Origin of the sequence: Streptomyces sp. NPDC006602 (genome assembly GCF_042870385.1) — a bacterium.
In the GTDB taxonomy this organism is placed as follows: domain Bacteria; phylum Actinomycetota; class Actinomycetes; order Streptomycetales; family Streptomycetaceae; genus Streptomyces.
In genome coordinates this window covers 1-15,835 of sequence record NZ_JBIAHG010000014.1, presented here as the reverse complement: position 1 = coordinate 15,835, position 15,835 = coordinate 1, and the positions used below count along the sequence as shown (strand labels likewise).

Annotated in this window: 13 protein-coding genes and 3 pseudogenes; 11 read left to right on the top strand and 5 right to left on the bottom strand. The window is 68.5% G+C overall.

The features are described from left to right. Nucleotides 1-110: 110 nt before the first annotated feature. Both ACFYO2_RS29665 and ACFYO2_RS29660 read left to right on the top strand, forming a co-directional pair. The gene (locus ACFYO2_RS29665) at nucleotides 111-794 is read left to right on the top strand and encodes a response regulator (RefSeq protein ID WP_388355176.1); all 684 of its coding nucleotides are present in this window, start codon (nucleotides 111-113) and stop codon (nucleotides 792-794) included. A gap of 12 nt (nucleotides 795-806) precedes the next feature. Further along, the gene (locus ACFYO2_RS29660) at nucleotides 807-3,368 is read left to right on the top strand and encodes a DUF4118 domain-containing protein (protein ID WP_388355174.1); all 2,562 of its coding nucleotides are present in this window, start codon (nucleotides 807-809) and stop codon (nucleotides 3,366-3,368) included. 98 nt (nucleotides 3,369-3,466) lie between these two features. On the opposite strand, the pseudogene ACFYO2_RS29655 reads toward ACFYO2_RS29660, so the two are convergent. The 3 genes and pseudogenes from ACFYO2_RS29655 to ACFYO2_RS29645 all read right to left on the bottom strand — a co-directional run. Beyond that, nucleotides 3,467-3,604: pseudogene (locus tag ACFYO2_RS29655) on the bottom strand (ASCH domain-containing protein); the annotation flags it as partial. 501 nt (nucleotides 3,605-4,105) lie between these two features. Beyond that, entirely contained in the window at nucleotides 4,106-5,947 is a 1,842-nt protein-coding gene (locus ACFYO2_RS29650) for an endo alpha-1,4 polygalactosaminidase (protein ID WP_388355172.1), read from the bottom strand. Between the two features lie 587 nt (nucleotides 5,948-6,534). Next, nucleotides 6,535-6,993, bottom strand: coding sequence for a hypothetical protein (locus tag ACFYO2_RS29645; RefSeq protein WP_388355170.1), 459 nt, complete (start codon nucleotides 6,991-6,993; stop codon nucleotides 6,535-6,537). 347 nt (nucleotides 6,994-7,340) lie between these two features. Here ACFYO2_RS29645 and ACFYO2_RS29640 point away from each other — a divergent pair, with 347 nt between their 5' ends. From ACFYO2_RS29640 to ACFYO2_RS29630, 3 genes and pseudogenes are all read left to right on the top strand, one after another. Next, a complete protein-coding gene (locus tag ACFYO2_RS29640) occupies nucleotides 7,341-8,552 on the top strand; it encodes a Shedu anti-phage system protein SduA domain-containing protein (RefSeq protein WP_388355168.1) in 1,212 nt (403 codons plus the stop codon). A gap of 81 nt (nucleotides 8,553-8,633) precedes the next feature. Continuing rightward, a pseudogene (locus tag ACFYO2_RS29635) lies at nucleotides 8,634-8,983 on the top strand (transposase); the annotation flags it as partial. A 202-nt stretch (nucleotides 8,984-9,185) separates the two neighbouring features. After that, nucleotides 9,186-9,911 (top strand): annotated as a pseudogene (locus ACFYO2_RS29630) (tyrosine-type recombinase/integrase); the annotation flags it as partial. 435 nt (nucleotides 9,912-10,346) lie between these two features. Here ACFYO2_RS29630 and ACFYO2_RS29625 read toward each other — a convergent pair. Further along, complete coding sequence (locus tag ACFYO2_RS29625; protein ID WP_388355166.1) at nucleotides 10,347-11,390, bottom strand: fatty acid desaturase family protein; 1,044 nt, start codon at nucleotides 11,388-11,390, stop codon at nucleotides 10,347-10,349. Nucleotides 11,391-11,681: 291 nt separating this feature from the next. Beyond that, nucleotides 11,682-12,491 carry a hypothetical protein gene (locus ACFYO2_RS29620; RefSeq protein WP_388355165.1) on the bottom strand — a complete coding sequence of 270 codons (810 nt, stop codon included), beginning with the start codon at nucleotides 12,489-12,491 and terminating at the stop codon, nucleotides 11,682-11,684. A 200-nt stretch (nucleotides 12,492-12,691) separates the two neighbouring features. Between ACFYO2_RS29620 and ACFYO2_RS29615 the strand changes: the two genes are divergently transcribed. From ACFYO2_RS29615 to ACFYO2_RS29590, 6 genes are all read left to right on the top strand, one after another. Further along, entirely contained in the window at nucleotides 12,692-13,123 is a 432-nt protein-coding gene (locus tag ACFYO2_RS29615) for an Asp23/Gls24 family envelope stress response protein (protein ID WP_388355163.1), read from the top strand. Between the two features lie 36 nt (nucleotides 13,124-13,159). Then, a complete protein-coding gene (locus tag ACFYO2_RS29610) occupies nucleotides 13,160-13,387 on the top strand; it encodes a hypothetical protein (RefSeq protein ID WP_388355162.1) in 228 nt (75 codons plus the stop codon). Continuing rightward, nucleotides 13,384-13,830: an Asp23/Gls24 family envelope stress response protein gene (locus ACFYO2_RS29605; RefSeq protein WP_388355161.1), complete on the top strand. Its 447-nt coding sequence runs from the start codon at nucleotides 13,384-13,386 to the stop codon at nucleotides 13,828-13,830. The genes ACFYO2_RS29610 and ACFYO2_RS29605 overlap by 4 nt, the downstream gene beginning before the upstream one ends. Further along, on the top strand, nucleotides 13,827-14,516 hold the full coding sequence (locus ACFYO2_RS29600) for a DUF6286 domain-containing protein (RefSeq protein WP_388355159.1): 690 nt from the start codon (nucleotides 13,827-13,829) through the stop codon (nucleotides 14,514-14,516). The genes ACFYO2_RS29605 and ACFYO2_RS29600 overlap by 4 nt, the downstream gene beginning before the upstream one ends. 9 nt (nucleotides 14,517-14,525) lie before the next feature. Then, a complete protein-coding gene (gene amaP / locus ACFYO2_RS29595) occupies nucleotides 14,526-15,119 on the top strand; it encodes an alkaline shock response membrane anchor protein AmaP (RefSeq protein WP_388355157.1) in 594 nt (197 codons plus the stop codon). Between the two features lie 186 nt (nucleotides 15,120-15,305). Further along, nucleotides 15,306-15,431 carry a hypothetical protein gene (locus ACFYO2_RS29590; RefSeq protein WP_388355155.1) on the top strand — a complete coding sequence of 42 codons (126 nt, stop codon included), beginning with the start codon at nucleotides 15,306-15,308 and terminating at the stop codon, nucleotides 15,429-15,431. The last annotated feature ends 404 nt before the right edge of the window (nucleotides 15,432-15,835 follow it).

The following is a 15,835-nucleotide window of genomic DNA, read 5'->3' as shown; positions in this document are numbered from 1 at the left end:
GCCCGGGAGCGATCCTGGCCTGGCCGGCTCCCGCCGTCATGCAGCCGAGGAAGGCAACGGCAGTGCATCCGACACCCATGGCCCACGTACGACAGGAAAGGCGCACGCCCATGACCTGGGTGCTCCTGGTGGAGGACGACCCGCAGCTCGTTCGGGCCCTCAGGATCAATTTGCAGGCGCGTCACTACGGCGTGGATGCGGCCCCCGACGGGACCACGGCCCTGCGGCTCGCTGCCGCACGTCAGCCCGACGTGGTGTTTGTGGACCTCGGCCTGCCCGACATGGACGGCGTCGAGGTCATCAAGGCCCTGCGCGGCTGGACCCGCGTACCGATCCTGGTGCTCTCTGCCCGGCAGACGTCCGACGAGAAGGTGGCCGCGCTCGACGCCGGCGCTGACGACTACATCACCAAGCCGTTCAGCATGGACGAACTGCTGGCCCGGCTGCGGGCCGCCGTCCGCCGTACCGAGGAAGCCCCGCTCGCCCCGGAGACCGCGCTGGTCGAGACGGAGGACTTCAGCATCGACCTGCTCGCAAAGAAAGTCGTCCGGGGCGGGCAGGACGTGCGGCTCACTCCGACCGAGTGGCACCTTCTGGAGATCCTGGTGACCCATCCGGGCCAGCTGATCACCCAGAAGCACCTCCTCCAGGAAGTCTGGGGCATCTCGCAGCCCAACAAGAGCAATTACCTTCGGGTCTACATGGCCCAGCTGCGGCGGAAACTGGAGAAGGACCCCTCCCACCCCCGCTATCTGATCACCGAGCCCGGCATGGGCTACCGCTTCGAAGCCTGACCGAGGGACGACATGGCACGCGGCAAGCTCCGGATCTACCTCGGCGCGGCACCCGGCGTCGGCAAGACGTACGCGATGCTGTCCGAGGCACACCGTCGCATCGAGCGGGGCACCGACTGCGTGGTGGCCTTCGTGGAGCACCACAACCGCCCACGCACCGAGGTGATGCTGCACGGCCTGGAGCAGGTGCCGCGTCGGGAGATCGAGTACCGGGACACGGCCTTCACCGAGATGGACGTCGACGCGGTCCTGGCCCGGCATCCGAAGGTGGCGCTGGTGGACGAGTTGGCCCACACCAACGTCCCCGGCTCCCGCAACACCAAGCGGTGGCAGGACGTGGAGGAACTGCTGGAAGCGGGGATCAATGTGGTCTCCACCGTCAACATCCAGCACCTGGAGTCCCTGGGTGACGTCGTCGAGTCGATCACGGGCGTACGGCAGCGGGAGACGGTCCCTGACGAAGTCGTGCGGCGGGCGGATCAGATCGAGCTGGTCGACATGTCGCCCGAGGCCCTGCGCCGGCGCATGGCGCACGGCAACATCTACAAGTCGGACAAGATCGACGCGGCCCTCTCCAACTACTTCCGGCCGGGCAACCTCACCGCGCTGCGGGAACTGGCGCTGCTGTGGGTGGCCGACCGGGTCGACGAATACCTCAACGAGTACCGCAGCCAGCACCAGGTGTCGGCGATCTGGGGCTCACGGGAGCGGATCGTGGTCGGCCTGACCGGTGGCCCCGAGGGCAGGACCCTGATACGGCGGGCCGCGCGCCTGGCGGAGAAGGGCGCCGGGGGCGAGGTGCTGGCGGTCTACGTCTCCAGCAGCGACGGCCTGACCTCCGCCTCGCCCAAGGAACTGGCCGTCCAGCGCACCCTGGCGGAGGACCTGGGCGGCACTTTCCACCAGGTCGTCGGGGACGACATACCCGTCGCGCTGCTGGACTTCGCCCGCGGGGTGAACGCCACCCAGATCGTCCTGGGCGTCTCCCGCCGCAAGAGCTGGCAGTACGTCCTCGGACCCGGCGTCGGCGCGACAGTCGCCCGGGACTCGGGCCCCGACCTCGACGTCCACCTGATCACCCACGACGAGGCGGGCAAGGGACGCGGCCTACCCGTCGCCCAGGGCGCACGGCTCGGCCGCTCCCGGCTGATCTGGGGCTGGCTGGTGGGCCTCGGCGGACCCGCCCTGCTGACCTGGCCGCTCAGCAGCGTCTTCCCGGACGTGGGACTCGCCAACGACATGCTGCTCTTCCTGACCATGACAGTGGCGGCGGCCCTGCTCGGCGGGCTCTACCCGGCGCTGGCCTCGGCGGCGGCCGGGTCCCTGCTGCTGAACTGGTTCTTCACCCCGCCCTTCCACACCTTCACCATCGCCGACCCGAAGAACATCGTCGCCATCGTGGTCTTCGTCGGCGTAGCGGTGTCCGTCGCCTCCGTGGTCGACCTGGCCGCCCGACGCACCCAGCAGGCGGCCCGCCTGCGCGCCGAGGCGGAGATACTGTCCTTCCTCGCCGGCAACGTCCTACGCGGTGAGACCAGCCTCGAGGCACTCCTCGAACGGGTCCGCGAGACCTTCGGCATGGAATCGGCCGCCCTGCTGGAACGCGAGAGCGACGTGGCCCCGTGGACCTGCGCGGGCAGTGTGGGCCCGCGCCCCTGCGCCGCCCCCGAGGAGGCGGACGTCGACGTCCCCGTCAGCGACCACATGTCCCTCGCCCTCTCCGGCCGCGTCCTGCCCGCCGAGGACCGTCGGGTCCTGGCCGCCTTCGCCGCCCAGGCCGCCGTGGTCCTGGACCGCCGGCGCCTTCAGCACGAGGCCGACCAGGCCAAGGAACTGGCCGAGGGCAACCGCATTCGCACCGCCCTGCTGGCCGCCGTCAGCCATGATCTGCGCACCCCGCTGGCCGGCATCAAGGCGGCGGTTTCCACCCTGCGTTCGGACGATGTCGAGTGGTCGGAGGAGGATCAGGCGGAGCTGCTGGAGGCGATCGAGGAGGGCGCCGACCGCCTTGATCACCTGGTGGGCAACCTGCTGGACATGTCACGCCTGCAGACCGGCATGGTCACTCCCATCGTCCGCGAGACCGACCTCGACGAGGTGATCCCGATGGCGCTCGGCGGCGTTCCCGACGACAGCGTGGACCTGGACGTCCCCGAGACGCTGCCCATGGTCGCCGTGGACAAGGGCCTGCTGGAACGGTCGGTGGCCAACGTGGTGGAAAACGCCGTCAAGTACAGCCCGCCGGGCGAGAGGGTTCTGGTGTCGGCGAGCGCCATAGCCGACCGCGTGGAAGTCCGGGTCGTGGACCGCGGCCCAGGCGTCCCCGACGAGGCCAAGGACCGCATCTTCGAACCCTTCCAGCGCTACGGCGACGTCCCGCGCGGCAACGGCGTCGGGCTCGGCCTCGCGGTCGCCCGCGGCTTCGCCGAGGCGACCGGCGGCACCCTCACCGCGGAGGACACCCCCGGCGGTGGCCTGACCATGGTGCTGAGCGTGCCGATGGCGCAGGACCGCCCCGAGGTGCACACCGACTTGCCGGAAACGGTCACGTCGGAGGCGGTCCGTACTCGTTGACAGCGAACGCTCGGCCGTTCAGGCGTGGCAGGCGCGGGAGTCCCTCTCCCCGTCAGGCAATCAGGGCTCGCCACGAAGCGCGTCCGGCGGTCAGAGTGGATGGTGTCGCCAGCGGCGAGGTCGGCGAGGTGGGGGTATTTGACCCGCACCTCGATCGTTTTGGTGCCTGTGGCGACGAGTTCAAAGTACTGGCGGTAGAGGTTGAGTACGCGGACGCGTGGGGTGGTGTTGCTCATGGGGGCGGGAGCGCTCCTGGGTGCTGGTGCGGTGATCAGGCGGCCGATCTCGGCTGCGGGGCGCGGGTGAGGCCGACGGCCTGGAGGGCTTCGTCGCTGGATCCGTTCCGGGGGGGGGGGGGGGGGGGGGGGGGGGGGGGGCCGGGGGGGGGGGGGGGGGGCGGCGGCGCGGGGGGGGGGGGGGGGCCCCCCCCCGGGCCCCGCGCCCCCCCCCCCCCCCCCCCCCCCCGTCTCTTCGGTGATCTCCCGCAGCGTGACCTGGGAAACGCCTGCCAGTCGGTGCCCGGCCGGCACCATCAGCACGTTCTCGTCCTGATCGAGAACAACGCTCTCCACGCCGGAAGGCGGTGCCCTCTCCGGCACACCGAGGAAGCCGCCACCTCGCACACCCAAGGGCGACCGGCGCGTACATGAGCCTGCTGCCCGAAGGATCCGGTGATTGCCGAGCCCGCGGCCGGCCTCCGCTCCCACTGACGTGTTCCGTCGTTCGACAGGCTCTGATCAGCAGGTCTTGCGGAGGTAGCCGCTCGCGCCCTCCGCCGCGACATCCTGGTCGCGGCGGACAATGCTCAGTTGGCTGCTCCAGCTGGAGCACGCTTTCGACAAGCCCTTCGCCGTGTACTCGACCACGAACACGTTGTTGTCGAACGCCTCCGCGAACTCGCCGCACTCGTCCCACTGGCCGCACTCCTCCACCACGGCGAAGTCCAGGCCCACCGACGCTCGGTCGCGCACGAGTTCCGCGGTGTTTTTCTGGGCGACGGCCAGACCCTTCTCGTGGGCGTGTGCCACCAGCAGCTTCATGAGCGCCTCGGCCTGGTCGGCTGTGAGGTATTTCGGGAAGCGGGTGAAGGAGTCGTAGTTGTCAGGCTCGACGGCCTTGTACCCGTTGGCCGCGCACTCGTCGATCCACGTGTTCAGCTTGGCGGCGATGCGCTGCCGCTTGGCGTCCGTGCGGATGTCGAGGGCCGCCTCGCCCCAGTCCTTGTCGTAGACGACATCCCCGTTGGCGTCGCGCAGCAGCAGGTCGGAATCCCAGTCACCCTCCGCGTGCTCCTGCGCCTGAAAGGCGTTGATATTGCAGATGTTGTACGCACGCGGTGCGGCCGCATCCTCGTGGCTGCGACTGACCACCCGCACACCGGTCGGCAGGGGGTACGCGCCGCCGATCTGGTAGTCCCACGGCACGTGTGTCGGCGGTAGGGCCACCGCGGTGGCGGGCGCGGCCGTGGATGCGTGGGCAGTGGGCGACTGAGAGCCGCCGTTCTGGTGCGGCCCGATTCTTACGGCCGCGATGCTCAACCCGGTGACGGCCACGGCTACGGCGAGGCCGACGAGGATGTGCCGCCCTCGGCGTCTGTTTCCGGTGCGGGCCCTGTCCATTCCCCTCGTCCCCGCGGCGGTGGCCGGGTCTCGAGGATCGGAGGGCGTACGGGAAACCTGGAGGTGGGTTTCCGCTGCGTCGACCACTCCGGGCGCGACAGCCGCGTTCGGCACGACTGGCACGACCGGCGCGTTCGGGCCGACCGGCGCGGCAGAATCCCGCAACGCCCGAAGCATCCGCTGCAGTTCGGCGAGTTCGGGCCGGGCGGCCGGGTCCTTGGCCAGGCAGCGTTCGGCGATGCTCCGGAGCGGTTCGGCGACTCCGTCCAGGTCCGGTGTCTCGTACATCACCTGATAGCCCGTCAGATAAGGGCTGCTTCCGTCGAACGGACGGTTGCCGGTGGCCGCGTACACCAGCAGCGACCCCAGCGAGAAGACGTCCGAGGCTGTGGTGACGTCCCGCGGTGTGGCGAACTGCTCCGGGGACATGAAGGGCGGGGTGCCGATCAGCCGCCCGGTCACCGTGAGGGCCTCATTGTCGACGGCGTACGAGATGCCGAAGTCGATGACACGGGGTCCGTCCTCGGCCATCAGGACGTTGCTGGGCTTCAGGTCACGATGCACGACACCCGCCCGGTGGATGTCTCGCAGCGCCTCGACAAGGCCCAGCGCGAGCGTGCGCAGCTCGCGTCCGCGCAGTGGGCCGTCCTTGGCCACGATGTCCGACAGCGTGCGGCCCGGCACATACAGCGTCGCCATCCACGGCTGTACGGCGTCGGGATCGGCGTCCACCACCGGGGCCGTGAACGCCCCGCTCACCCGGCGGACCGCCGCGACCTCCTGCCTGAAACGCGTCCGGAACTCCTCGTCCTGCGCGTACTGCGCGTGCACGACCTTGACCGCGACCCGCCGTCCCGATTCCGAGTGGCCCAGATAGACGACACCCATGCCGCCGCTACCGAGCCGGTCGACGACCGCATAGCCGCCTATGGACTCCGGATCGCCGGGGCTCAGCGACATCACCGGTCACCTTTCGCATGTGCCGTGCTCCGAAAAGCCGTTGAGGGTGATCAGACTAGTACGAGGTCTTTTCGTCGAGATGGCCTTTGTGAGTTGTCTTGATCTCCCATTGCGGGATGAATCGGACGGGTTCCCCGGCCTCCGACAGACGCGAAGCCGCTGATGGGAGCAGGTCTCACGACAAGATCAGGCCGGCTCGACCGAAGTCGTCGCAGGAGTCCGGCAGCTGTCCGGGCCGTGGCAACCGGAAGGGCCGGTCGTGGGGCCGAGGGGGTGCAGGGGCTATGGGACGGGCCCTTCCATCTGGCACAGCCTCGAACACGACAAAGGGCCAGACAGGGAGGAAACCCCTCCTGATCTGGCCCTTCTCACTGTGCCCCCGGCAGGATTCGAACCTGCGACACCCGCTTTGGGAGAGAGGCGGGGGAGCGGGGGCGCTGACCTGGAGCTTCGTTACCTGGTCGGGCCACCGAGAACTCGACCGCGAGACACCCCGTTGATCGTGGCTGACCCTTGTATCTGGCACGACTGTGGCACGCGGCGAGCAGACGGCTCGGAACCTGGCCGGCTCCGCCGGTGCCCGGGGCTCAACCGCCGTAGCGGCTGCGCAAATCCTCGGTGATTCGCGACATCAGCCCAATCGAGCCTTCCGGTGGTGTCTCCATCAGCGGACGTTCTGTCTGGGGATCGTAGGCAGTCAGCCCGGTCTCCTTCTCGACGATGGCCGCGAGGGCGGAGACCTGGCCGAGCACGACTGCAGCATCGTCCCCCGCATGCCAGTAGGGCACAGTGATGCTCACCTCGTCACCGAAGACGGACAGGTCGATGCCGGTGTCCGAGTGGCTCAGGTCCCGCGACTCTTGCTCGTACTCCGTGATCTCTACTTCGCCCAGCACGGTCCGAGCCTGCGGCACTATTCGGTCCCAAGCTTCAAGGAAGTGGGTGGGGATCGGCTCGCTGTCCTCGCTTGCGTCCTCCATCGCCTCAAGGACCTCATCCCAGGACTGCCCGTCGCGTCGGTTCAAGAAGTAGATGTCGTAGCTCACTGCGCGATCCTAGGCACGCGAACACTGCGAGGGCAGGGCTGAGGCCGCTTGCCCGTGCTGAATCCGTTGGCGGCATCAGCTTGGGAAGCTGCGATCATTTGCGGCTGGTTCTGGCGCTGACCTGCACGAATGGTTGGGCTGGAGTCGCGTCGCGCTCGGCTGCTTTCGCCGTGGTTCCCCGCTGCTCCCCGCTCGATCTGGTGCGCTTGTGGTGCGGCCTAGCGTCTGCTTCGACCATGGCTCGCAGGCACGGCGTGGTCCCTTCGCCCCATCGACTTCCCATGGCGTCTCGAAGCCGGACGAGGTTACGAACACCCACTGTCAGACCCTTCGACCACAATCACCGTATGAGTGTCAGGTCAGACTTTTCGTTGGAACTTCAGGTGGAGAAGGTCCTTGAGGGAGCAGCCCATCCGGAGGTGAAGGCCGCCCTCGCCGCTGCTCGCAAGCACATGAAGAGTGGGAAAGGGGGCCATCGCAGAGGCGGGCAGGTACTCATCCAACTCCTGGAAACGGCTCGCCAACGGGCGGCGGATGCCGGTGAATGGCCAGTGGTACGACTCGTGCAGGATTCCCTGGATTATGCCGAAGGGCGGATCCTGCAGCCTGACTTCGATGAGCGTTACCGCCTCTTTCAGGACGGTGCGCGCAGCAAGAGGCTACGGAAGCACGTCGGGAACATCCTCTCGATCAACTACAGGTACATCGCTGAGGCTGGCCGCGAGTACATGGACGAGCACCCCGAGGCGAGTGTGGACGACCTGATCGCGTACTTCGGCACACTCAGCGAGGACGCGCGGTTCCTCGATGCACCGGAGGACCGACCCGGGCGTTACCGCCTTCTTCGTGGGCGGGCGGAGAGAGCCGTGTGGCTGGAGCGCGTTCTCCAAGAGCGTCTGGACGTTGAGGATGCGGCCGAAGTCGCCCACCGAATCGTCAGCTCACCGGAGGCCATAGCCCTACTTGCTGCTGATACGGAAGGGCAGATGGTTCTCAGGGCGGCCGAGTTGCACCGGCGGTCGACCGGCCTGGCGGCCTTGCGCAACGTGGTCGAGGACCCCACTGCTTCGGAACTCGAACTGCAACGCGCTCTGGAGGGGCAACACTGGATCTTCGGAGGGCGGTTCGTGGGAGAGGCCGCCCATCGCCGACTGGTGCCGGGTGACGAGGTCGACATACCTCTCATCCGCGGTGACGGGGCACTCCATGTGGTTGAGCTGAAGCGTGCCGCAAGCCTCGCCGGCAATCTGGTGAAGAAGTACCGAGGGTCATGGGTGCCTACCGCCGAGGTACACAATGCAGTCGGTCAGGCTGTGAACTACCTGGTGAACCTGGACGAGAACCGCCACCGGATCCGCAAGGAGCTGGGCATCGAAACCCGCCGAGCGAGCGCAGTGGTGCTGATCGGACACCCGTCAGTCCAACCTTCGGTACCCGAGCAATCGATCAACGAGGCGCTTCGCACCCTCAACGCTCACGTCAACCGTGTAGAGGTGCTCACCTATAAGGAACTGATTGACAACGCCGAGCGCTCGTTGGGGTCTGTGCCGTTGGGGTAGCCGTCACTCGGTGTGGCGCCCCGGCACGGGGACCGATGCTCGAAGCGGGCAACTATGAGTGGGCGTTCACATAGCGTTCCGGAAAACGCCCTGGGAATACGCCTCCTCGACCAGGCGAAGGAGAAGTACCCAACCATCTCCAAGAGTTGGGTCGACACCGGCTTCAAAAATGCCGTCATCGAACACGGCGCCCGCCTCGGAATCGACGTCGAAGTAGTCAACAGAAACCCGGATAAGCGCGGATTTCACGTCGTAAAGAGACGCTGGGTAGTAGAGCGAAGTATTGGTGGATCATGATGCACCGCCGTCTCGCCCGCGACTACGAGACCCTCACCGCCAGTTCCGAAGCCATGATCCACCTCGCCTCGATCGACAACCTCGCCAAACGCATAACGGACGAGACCACACCAACCTGGCGAGGAACCTACTAGGGCATACAGGGCAATACGCCTAGATCAAATGCCCTCTAAAGCCGTGGAGCCGACCGCCCCAGCCACGATGTACCCCTTCTCTGGCATCAGGTGGCTGATTGCTGTGCGCGCGGCGCGGGCGCCGGCCGGGCTGGAGCGGGGCGGAGACAGGAGCGCAGGCCTGGCCGGGGGCCGGGCCTGCGCGCGGTGAGCGGAGCGAGCCGCCTTGATGAACACGGCCGTGGACGACGAACTGATCCGGCGAAACCCGTGCCGTATCAAGGGCGCCGATCGCTACGACGTGCCCGAGCGGCCGGTCCTCTCGGTTGCCGAGGTCTTCGCCGTCGCCGACTCCATCGCGCCGCGCTATCGGCTGCTCGTCCTCCTGGCCGCGTTCACCACTCTGCGCTTCGGCGAACTCGCAGCCTTCCGCCGTCGGGACATCGACTTGGAGGGACTGACCGTCAGCGTTCGCCGGTCTCAAGCCGAGTTGCAGGACGGCCGCCTCTTCGACAAAGCGCCGAAGTCCGCCGCCGGGGTACGTGCCACCTCGTTCCCCACCGAGCTGCTCAACGACGTGACGGGCCACCTGGAACAGTTCGCAGCGCCCGGCCGCGACGGCCACGTTTTCGTCGGCCCGCAGGGAGGCCAACTCCGTCGGAGCAATTTCCGCGACGAGTGGGTGTGGGCCAGGAAGGCGGCGGGCGTCACGTCGGAACTCCACTTCCACGATCTCCGCCACACCGGCAACACGCTGGCCTCGACCGCCGGTGCCAGCACCCGTGAGCTGATGACCCGTATGGGCCACAGCAGCTCGCGCGCCGCGCTGATCTATCAGCACATGACCAGCGACCGCGACCGGGCCATCGCTGATCGGTTCGGGGCCATGATCCGCGAGGGTGGCGGAGAGGCCACCCCCGGCTACGGGATGTGGACTGAAGTGGACTAACTGGCACGCGTGTGGCACGGCCTCGAACAAGACGAAGGGCCAGCCTGGGAGGAAACCCTCCTGAGCTGGCCCTTTTCTGGTGCCCCCGGCAGGATTCGAACCTGCGACACCCGCTTTAGGAGTTTTCCCTGGGCGGGGCTGTGACCTGCGGAAACGCCGACATTGCGGTGCCTGGCCTGGGGAAATGCCCTCCGTAGTTCTCACGTGTTCACGGAGGTTCCCGGCCTCATGTGTGCTGAATCCGTTCTGCCAGGCCCTCGTTCGACGACGAGTCGACGGCAACCTTGTAGCGCCGGGTCCGGTCCCCGACCGCCGACCAGAGCTCGTCGTCGACGGTGACGCCGTCGCCGCCGTACGTCGAACAGCCGTGCCCCTGGATCGATGTGTGTGGTCCGTCACCACATCACGGGCACCCATGGCTGCGGCAGCGCCTCTCTAGGCCGGGACGCGGGGGTGCCTGAGCGGTGCTCCGGCCTGATGGAGGCTGGCGAGGGCCTGCCGGTAGGAGGCGATCAGCCCCGTCTCGACGTAGTCCAGACCCAGTTCCTCGCAGTAGCGGCGGACGATGGGCCGGGCCTTGCGCAGGTTGGGGCTGGGCATGCTGGGGAACAGGTGGTGCTCGATCTGGTGGTTCAGCCCGCCCAGTGCGATGTCGGTGAACCGGCCGCCGCGCACGTTGCGTGAGGTGAGCACCTGGCGGCGGAGGAAGTCCGGGCGGTCATCGCCCGTCAGGATCGGCATGCCCTTGTGGTTCGGAGCGAAGAGGGAGCCGAGGTAGACGCCGAACAGGCCCTGGTGGACGGCGAGGAAGGCGATCGCCATGCCGGGCGGCAGCAGCCAGAGCAGGACGGTCAGGTAGACCGCGAAGTGCGCGAACAGCAGGGCGCCGTCGAGCGTTCGGTGCTTGAGCGAGCGATTGGCCAGCGCCTTCACGCTCGACACGTGCAGGTTGAAGCCCTCCAGCGTGAGGAGCGGAAAGAACAGGAACGCCTGCCAGCGGCCGATCAGGCGGGGGAGACCCTTGGCGGCCCGGGCCTGATCCTGGGCCCAGACCAGCAGGTCGGGGTCGAGGTCAGGGTCGAGTTCCTCATGGTTGGGGTTGGCGTGATGGCGGGTGTGCTTGTCCTGCCACCACCCGTAGCCCATCCCGATACCGGCACCGGCGATCCGTCCGGACACCTCGCTGGCCCGGCGCCGCCGGAACACCTGACGGTGGGCTGCGTCATGGGCGAGCAGGGCGACCTGACCGAAGATGACGGCCAGGAAGCCGGCGACGGTCAGGGTCCACCAGCTGTCGCCGATGAGCGCGACAGCGGCCCACCCACCGACGTAGAGCGCGGCCACCACTGTGATCCGCACTGCGTAATAGCCGGGACGGCGCCCCAGCAGGCCGGCATCAGCGATCTTTCTCGACAATCGGGCGAAGTCACTGCGGGACGTCTCCGAGGGCGGGGGGCGGACCGTGGTGTTTGTGGTCATGCTGCTGAAACTCTCTCCGAAGGAGCAGATGGTCAGGCGCCGCCTCGGAAGTTGCTGAGACCGGCCCACAGGCAGGGACGCGCTTCCGCCGTTGCGGATGCACATCGCGCGACCGCGGAGCAAGGACGACGTCTGCTTCGTCTGTCGGCGGCAGCGCACACCCTTCGTCCGCATGCGGGTTCCCTGCCAGGCAGGTCTCACACCGCGGCAGGACAGGGCTGGCGGAGCGGTCCGCGCACGCGCACTTTAAGGGAAGAACCGGGGACGGCCGATGAAGGGGGGGCCGGCTGATCACTGAGGGGCACTCATCACGGTGACCGGCGAGGTCCGTCGCCAGGCCGCGGTTTCCGTGATGAGGACGGCGACGGTGACCGGGCCCGGGGTGTCAGTGGTGGCTGCCTCGGCTACCGCCTCCCGGACGGCGCGGGCGACTTGCAATGGATGGTGTCCGGGGCCGACCGCGAGCTGAACCTCGATGTGTCGGCCGGGTGGATCATCATGGTCCTCCACCCTGACCGGGCGGCTGCCCAGCACGGCGGTGAGGTGGGCGACGCCCGGCACACCCGCTGCGACGTCCGCCAGCTCCCCGACGAGTCCCCGCATGGACCCTGTTCCGGTCACCGGGGGCGAGCTCCGCGCGGCCGCAGCGTCCGACGTGGGCCTCATGGCCGTCGCCGCGGTCCGAGATGTCACGCCTGCCTCCGGGACCTCATGGAGATCCGTTACGCGCATGTCAGCCGTCACCGTGGCCAGCCCGAGCCGTTCAGTGGCCGCGCCCAGCAGTGTGCTCCTCAATTCGTCGGCGGTCTCCGGTAGCGGCCGCACGAGGGATGCGGTGAAGGCGGCCTCGATGGTGAGCGGGCCAGGCGGTAGCGCGCTGGCCGGCGGACGGACGGCCGACTCGGACACGGGTTGAAGCGGCGCCGACTCGATGCGCAGGGACTCCAGTCGGACACCGGGCACCTCGGCGGCAGTGCGCCCGAGGGCCTGGACGGCCGCTTGCTCGCTGATCCACGTCCCGTCGTGAGGCCCGCCGAGCGGGAGCAGTCGGCCCAGGTCAAGCTGGCTTCGTACTACTGCCTGCGTCCACGCCTCGGTCACTGGCCTCTCACCCTCCTTCTCCACGGCCGCGGTTCTCTTCCCGCAGTGCTCTGCCCGGAGTGTCCGCGAGAGCTCGGACCAGGGGCTCAGGCCACTGGTCGGACCATCCCGTCTCACGCTCTATAATCGGTCAAAAGGTACTAAAAAGACTAGAATGCGATTAATGAGTCTCTGTGGCCTCGCGAGGGAGGAATAGCCCGATGACTGAGAACACCGGCGTCAGGCTCGGCGCTGCACCCGGTTCTCGCGGCCGGACGACCATCGCCGATGTGGTGGTGGAGAAGATCGCCGGAATGGCGGCACGGGACGTACGCGGCGTCTATGCCCTGGGCAGCGGATTCGCCCGCTCGATGGGATCCATGCGGGAGCGGATGCCCGGCGCCGGTAGTGACAAGTCCGTCACACGCGGGGTCAGTGTCGAGGTCGGAGAGCTGCAGGCGGCCATCGATCTGGAGATCGTCGTCGACTACGGCGTCTCGATCACGGACGTGGCCGGTGCGGTGCGGGAGAACGTGATCTCCGCGGTGGAGCGGATGGCGGGTCGGGAAGTCGTGGAAGTCAACATCATGGTCAGCGACGTGAAGCTGCCCGACGAGGAGGACGAAGGGGAGGAGCGGCAGCGGATCCAGTAGCCGGGGCGGCAGCCCGCGTGAGTGAAGGAGCGCGAAATGAGCAGGGCCGTGGTGGGCTTGATTGCCGGGATGGCGCTGGGTTTCGCCGCGTATTTCGGTGACTTCTGGGCTTTCCTGCTGGTGCTGGTGCTGGGCCTCGTCGGTCTCGTCATCGGGCGGTTCATGGAGGGTGATCTCGAACCGGGCGACTTCGTCCGCCGCCGGGACCGGCAGGATCGGATCCGCGACGACCGGCGACAGGCTCGGGGAGACTGGCGGCGGTGAGCGGGGAAGCCGATGAGCGTCCGGGCGTCCCCCGCGGGGAGCGCGGGGCGACCGCCGTCACCGACCGGGTCGTCGCGAAGATCGCGGCTCGGGTGGCGCGCGAGGCGCTGAGCCGGTTCGCCGAGTCGGCCGGCCACGTACCACCCGGCCGCCGGACGCCACACGTGAGCACATCCGTACGGCGGGCGCCGGAACGGACCAGTGCAGGACGGGACGCCGAGTCCGCCGCCGGACGGCAGGCGGTGCTCGGCGAGGCACGGCTGCACGTCACCGTCGAGCTCGGCTATCCGTCCGACATCGGCGAGCAGTGCGCCGCGGTGCGCCGGGAGGTCACCGAGCGGATCAGGGCATGGGCCGGCATGGATGTGTCCGACCTCGCGGTATCGGTCGGGCAACTGCACTCGGCGCATACGCGGCACACGGACCGGGAGAGGGTGAGATGAGCGCGAACACCTCGCGGCAGCCGGCCGGTGGCAGCGACCTCTCCTCCGGTCCGGGACAGGCGGCTCCGTCCGCCGACGGCACCCCGGGGGCGGTTGAGGGCGCTACGAAGGTGACCGACGGATCAGGCCGGTCGGCGCGCCGTTTCTGGTCGTCGCGGCGGATTCCCGCGGCCTTGGCAGCCCTGCTGTGCGCCGCGGTCGTCGGATTTCTCCTGTACGACGTGGTCGCGGTGCGGGCAGGCCGGAACGCGATGCGCTGGCGGCGGCGGCTCGCCGAGGAACTGGCCACACGGCCCCTGGACGACGTCTGGATGATCGTCGGGGCCGCGGTGGCGATGGCCCTCGGCCTGTGGCTTTTCCTGCTGGCGGTGACGCCGGGACTACGCAGGCTGCTGCCCATGGGGCGGCCCACCGGTATCCCTGGCACAGAGGACGTCCGAGCCGGGCTCGACCGCCGCGCGGCCGCCCTGGTTCTGCGCGACCGGGCCATGCAGGTGCCCGGTGTCCAGTCGGCACAGGTCGATGTCGGCCGCCGGAAGGTCAAAGCCCGGGCACAGGCACATTTCCGCGATCTCGAAGAGGTCCGCGCGGACCTGGACGCCGAGCTGGGCGAAGCCGTGAGGTCCCTGGGCCTGGCCCGGCAACCCACACTGGCCGTGCGCGTCCGGCGCCCCAAGAAAGGCTGAGGTGATCCGATGCTCAAGACGGTGAACCGGGTGCTGCTCGCACTGCTCGGCCTCGGACTGTTCGCCCTGGGCGGCGGCGTGCTGCTGGGCGCACTGGACCTGCAGCGCCACTGGGACTTCGACGTGCCGGGCTGGTGGCCCTTCCGTGGGCCGGACGACGTGGTGCTGGGCGCCGAGGGACGCACCCGGTGGCGGGAAGAGGACTGGTGGTGGCCGACCGTGATCGCGGTGCTCGCCGTGCTGCTGGCCCTGCTGCTGTGGTGGCTCCTCGCGCAACGCAGACACCGCCTGGACCGGGTCCTCGTCGACAGCGAAGACGGCGCGGCAGCCCGACTCGGCGGCCGCACACTGGAGAACGCCATCAAGGAAGAGGCGCAAGCCCTGGACGGGGTCTCGCGGGCTCGTGTCCGGCTGACGGGCCGACGTACCGCTCCGACCGCACGCGTGCGGCTGCTGCTGGAGCCTCACGCCGATCCAGCGCGGGCTCTTGGGCGGCTGAGCCGCGAAACACTCGCACACGCACGGGACTCGGCCGGCCTGGACCGCCTCCCCTCGAAGGTCCGACTCCGGGAAGCCCGCCACCGCGCCAAACGCACCGCCTGAGATCCCCAAGGCCGAAGCCCCGTGGGGGTACCGGCTGCGAGGCGCCCAGGATTCCTGGAACCCGAGCGTTCGGGCACGCGGAGGATCAAACGAACAGCACGCTGCCTGGCGCACTCGCTTTCCTGACGGCGTGCTCGAAGACACCGGCCGGTTGTCGTCGGCATCGTCCTGAGAACCCTGGGGTCGGTGGGGCACGCGGTCGGCGGACGCCGCCTCCACCTGATGTCCATCGGCGTACTGCTTCTGATCGTCGATCTGCTCTACCTGGCGGCCCGCTCCATCTGGCGCTCCACCCGGCGCCCGGCCCGCTGACCGGCTCCCGAAAGCCCGGACCAGTCCGGGCCTGACAGCACAACAGTCAGGCGCAACCGTTGGTGCACGGTGCACCCGGCGCGGTTCAGCGGCCTTGAGCGCACGAAGCCCCTGGAGGGACCTTGGGTTCTAGTAGGACTCCGTTAGGTTTGCCTGGCTCTTGGGTTTGGGCTGGTGGCGGCCGTTCTGGGCAGGGGGCGGTGGCAGGTGGTGCAGGTGCCGGTCCAGCAGTTCAGCAGGTCCTGGATGGTGTCGAGGATCTGGTAGAGGGTGAGTCCGCTGTATCGGCTTTTGGGGCCAGGCGCTGTTTGAACCGCCCCGGGTTCGGTAGAGATCTCAGATTGTGGTTGTGACCTGGGGTTTCGTGGATTGCATGTAGTGGTTGGTCTCGTATTCGACGGGCG

Bases quoted from the DNA above. Each gene is read 5' to 3' on its own strand.
- ACFYO2_RS29665 (WP_388355176.1), top strand. From the start codon at position 111: ATGACCTGGGTGCTCCTGGTGGAGGACGACCCGCAGCTCGTTCGGGCC.
- ACFYO2_RS29660 (WP_388355174.1), top strand. From the start codon at position 807: ATGGCACGCGGCAAGCTCCGGATCTACCTCGGCGCGGCACCCGGCGTC.
- ACFYO2_RS29650 (WP_388355172.1), bottom strand. From the start codon at position 5,947: ATGTCGCTGAGCCCCGGCGATCCGGAGTCCATAGGCGGCTATGCGGTC.
- ACFYO2_RS29640 (WP_388355168.1), top strand. From the start codon at position 7,341: ATGAGTGTCAGGTCAGACTTTTCGTTGGAACTTCAGGTGGAGAAGGTC.
- ACFYO2_RS29625 (WP_388355166.1), bottom strand. From the start codon at position 11,390: ATGACCACAAACACCACGGTCCGCCCCCCGCCCTCGGAGACGTCCCGC.
- ACFYO2_RS29615 (WP_388355163.1), top strand. From the start codon at position 12,692: ATGACTGAGAACACCGGCGTCAGGCTCGGCGCTGCACCCGGTTCTCGC.
- ACFYO2_RS29610 (WP_388355162.1), top strand. From the start codon at position 13,160: ATGAGCAGGGCCGTGGTGGGCTTGATTGCCGGGATGGCGCTGGGTTTC.
- ACFYO2_RS29600 (WP_388355159.1), top strand. From the start codon at position 13,827: ATGAGCGCGAACACCTCGCGGCAGCCGGCCGGTGGCAGCGACCTCTCC.
- amaP (WP_388355157.1), top strand. From the start codon at position 14,526: ATGCTCAAGACGGTGAACCGGGTGCTGCTCGCACTGCTCGGCCTCGGA.